Below are 3086 nucleotides of genomic sequence, written 5' to 3'. Positions count from 1 at the left end.
GGTCCTCCTATCCCCCGCACAAACATGACGAGGAGAAGGACGGCGAGACCAGCCTTGAGGAGATCTACTACTTCGAAACCAGGCTGGCCAAGGATGCTCCTGCGCCCAGCCAGGCAGACCCCGTTGGCTACGCCCGGGTCTATTCCTCGGACGAGCGCCCCATCGACGTTAATGCCGAGGTCCGAACCGGGGACGTGGTCCTGGTTCCCTACGGCTGGCACGGTCCGGCGATGGCCGCTCCCGGCTACGACCTGTATTACCTGAACGTGATGGCAGGCCCGGGCCGGGTCCGTGAGTGGCTGATCAGCGATGATCCGCACCACGGCTGGATCCGCCGGACCTGGGAGGACCAGCAGCTGGATCCCCGGCTGCCGTTCACCGGCTGATTCCCGGGAGCCAGGCCAGCCGAGGCCTAGAGGCCGGCCGTGGCATTGGTCCCGTCACTGGAATCCGCCGATGAACTCCTTCATGGTCCGGAGCTGGAATCGGGAGACTTCGACGGCGTTCTCATTCTCGGCGAAGACGCTGGAGACCATAATCGAGTCCGGCCGGTCCAGGAAACCGTTCTCGGCGAGCCCGCCGAAGAATTCCTGCCAGTCGACGTCGCCGTCGCCGATCCGCAGGTGCTGGTGCACGCGGACGGGAGTGCCCGGCGGGTTGGTGATGTAGCGCAGGCCGTGCGAGGCATGGTGGTCCATCGTGTCCGCAACATGGACAACCCGCAGCCGGTCCCCCACGGCCGCCATGATCTCGCCCGGGTCGTCCTTCATGTGGAAGGAGTGCGCGGCGACGTAAACGAAGCCCAGGTTCGGCGAGTTGACGCCGCGGATGACCCGCCAGGCGGCGAGGCCTTCCTCGACGAAGTCGTCCGGGTGCGGATCGATGGCCACGTGGACGCCCTCACGTTCGAAGACCGGCACGAGTTCCTCCATCGACCGGTAGAACGCTGCTTCGGACTCCTCCGCCTGCTCCGGCCGGCCACTGAATTCGGTATTCATCTGCGTCACACCCAGGTCCACGGCGATCTGCACCGCGCGTTTCCAGTAGCGGACGGCGGCCTCGCGCAGATTCTCATCCGGGGAAGACCAGCGCAGGACGGGCAGGACTGACGCGATTTCGACGTCGGCCTCTGCACAGGCCTTTTTCAGGTCGGTGACCAAGGCGTCGTCGGCCTTTGGATGCGTAAAGAAGGGCAGGACGTCCTGGTGCGGGGTGAGCTGGAGGTATTTGTAGCCCAGCTCTGCCGCGATTTTCGGGAACTCAAGCACCGAGTGGCTGTGGTGGAACGGGGTTGGATCCAGGGCGATCTTCATCGGTGGCCCTCCTTGACTCAGTTGTAGAGTGCGGGCTTTTCGTTCAACTGGACGGGAACTTTGCCGTCCGTCTGCTGGGCCGCGACGCCCGCTTCGCAGCAGGCCGCAGTGGCATAACCGTCCCAGGCACTTGGCCCGCCAATCTCGCCCTTCAGCGCGGCATCGACCCAGGCCTGGATTTCGACGTCGTACGCTGCGCCGAAACGTTCCTCGAAGCCCGGTGCCACCGTGCCGCCCCAGCGCCCCTGCGTCCGAACGGAGGGTCCGGAGTCGCCGCCGATGCTGACGATGCCCGATTCGAAGGAGGCCTGGGTGGCAACCTCGTAGCCGTACTGGGCGTTGACGTAGATCTCGACGTCGGCCAGGACACCGGACTCGGTCTCGAGCAGCACATGCTGCGGGTCGTTCTGGCCCTGCGGCGCGTTGCGGGTCCGTTTCCCCGACCGCACCTGCACTGAGGTGATTTCCTCGCCGGTGAAGAACCGGATGGCGTCGAATTCGTGGACCACGGAGTCGTTGATCAGCATCTCGTTGGTGAAGCCCGGCGGTGTGGTGGGATTGCGGTGCTGGTGGTGCAGCATCAGGAGTTCACCGAGCTCCCCGCCGTTGATGACATCGGCAAGCAGCGCGTATTCGGCATCGAAGCGGCGCATAAAACCAACCTGGATCCGCTTGCGGCCCAGCTTCTCCTCGGCCTGGACAACCTTCCAGGCGGACTCGGCGTCCGGGGTCAGCGGCTTTTCGCACAGGATGGGAATGTCCTTGGCCAGGGCGGCGTGCAGGATCTCCTCGTGCAGGAAACCGGGGGTGGCGATCAGCACGGCGTTGATCTCCGGATTGTCCAGGGCAGCCTGGGCGTCCGTCAGCGCCACGGCGCCGGGGATACCGGCGATGGCGGCGTTGGCCCGGTCCAAGTCAATGTCGACGACGGCGGCCACCTCGGCGCCGTGGATCCGGCGGTGGATGCGCTGGATGTGGTCGATACCCATGCGTCCCGCGCCGATCACGGCAACGCGGAGGTTCTGGCTCATAGTGTTTCCTTCTGGCTGGTCTGGCTGGATGGAGGGCTGCAAAGGATTACTGGACCCTGGTCCGCGAACCGCAGGAGAGCAGGTAGCCGCAGGTCCGTTTGGCGATGGGCATGGGAACACCGAAGTCGGCCACCGGGTACATGTCCTGCTCCACGATGCCGAAGATGGGTTTGTCCAGCTTCTCGACGGCGTTGATCACCTTGTTCAGGTCCGGCAGCCCGTTCGGCGGCTCGGTCATCACGCCGGCCAGGTTGGCTGCCGCCCAGGTCAGGTTCTGTTCACGGACCGTCGCCAGCACGGCCGGGTCGATCTGCTTCAGGTGCAGGTAGCCGATCCGCTCGGGGTACTTCTCAATCAGGTCCACGCTGCTGGCGCCGCCGTATTCTGCGTGGCCGGTGTCCAGGCAGAGGGTGACCAGCTGCGGGTCGGTGTTCTGCAGGAAGCGTTCGATGTCCGGCTGCACGCAGACGTGCGAGTCGGCGTGCGAGTGGAACTGCTGCTGCAGGCCGAATTCCTCGGAAATTACCTTGCCCAGGCGGTTGTGGCCGTTGAACAGGTCATCCCACTGCTCGACCCTGAGCTCGCCGTTTTCCACGGCCTCGCCAGTAACGTCGTCGCGCCACATGGCGGGGATAACCACGATGTGTTCCCCGCCCATGGCGGCCGTCAGTTCCGCGACCTTGCGGGCCGGCTCCCAGGCGATGTCCCACTGGTCCACCCCGCGGTGGAACGCGGTGAACAC

The 3086-nt window shown here is 65.2% G+C and carries 4 protein-coding genes; 1 reads left to right on the top strand and 3 read right to left on the bottom strand.

The genetic code is table 11. The features are described from left to right. On the top strand, positions 1-386 hold a 386-nt coding region (locus RTN46_RS16825), incomplete at its 5' end, for a 5-deoxy-glucuronate isomerase (RefSeq protein ID WP_312183154.1). 54 nt (positions 387-440) lie between these two features. On the opposite strand, the gene RTN46_RS16820 is transcribed toward RTN46_RS16825, so the two are convergent. The 3 genes from RTN46_RS16820 to RTN46_RS16810 form a co-directional block, all read right to left on the bottom strand. Then, entirely contained in the window at positions 441-1313 is an 873-nt protein-coding gene (locus RTN46_RS16820; RefSeq protein WP_312183152.1) for a sugar phosphate isomerase/epimerase, read from the bottom strand. Positions 1314-1330: 17 nt separating this feature from the next. Next, positions 1331-2344: a Gfo/Idh/MocA family oxidoreductase gene (locus tag RTN46_RS16815; RefSeq protein ID WP_312183150.1), complete on the bottom strand. Its 1014-nt coding sequence runs from the start codon at positions 2342-2344 to the stop codon at positions 1331-1333. A 46-nt stretch (positions 2345-2390) separates the two neighbouring features. Beyond that, on the bottom strand, positions 2391-3086 hold a 696-nt coding region (locus RTN46_RS16810; RefSeq protein WP_312183147.1), incomplete at its 5' end, for a sugar phosphate isomerase/epimerase.

The organism is Arthrobacter sp. (assembly GCF_031988865.1).
GTDB lineage: Bacteria > Actinomycetota > Actinomycetes > Actinomycetales > Micrococcaceae > Arthrobacter_B.
The sequence above is the reverse complement of the archived record's forward strand: the minus strand, read 5'-3'. Positions and strand labels throughout refer to the sequence as shown.

Coding starts and splice junctions, on each gene's coding strand:
- RTN46_RS16815 (WP_312183150.1), bottom strand. CDS start 2,344: ATGAGCCAGAACCTCCGCGTTGCCGTGATCGGCGCGGGACGCATGGGT.
- RTN46_RS16820 (WP_312183152.1), bottom strand. CDS start 1,313: ATGAAGATCGCCCTGGATCCAACCCCGTTCCACCACAGCCACTCGGTG.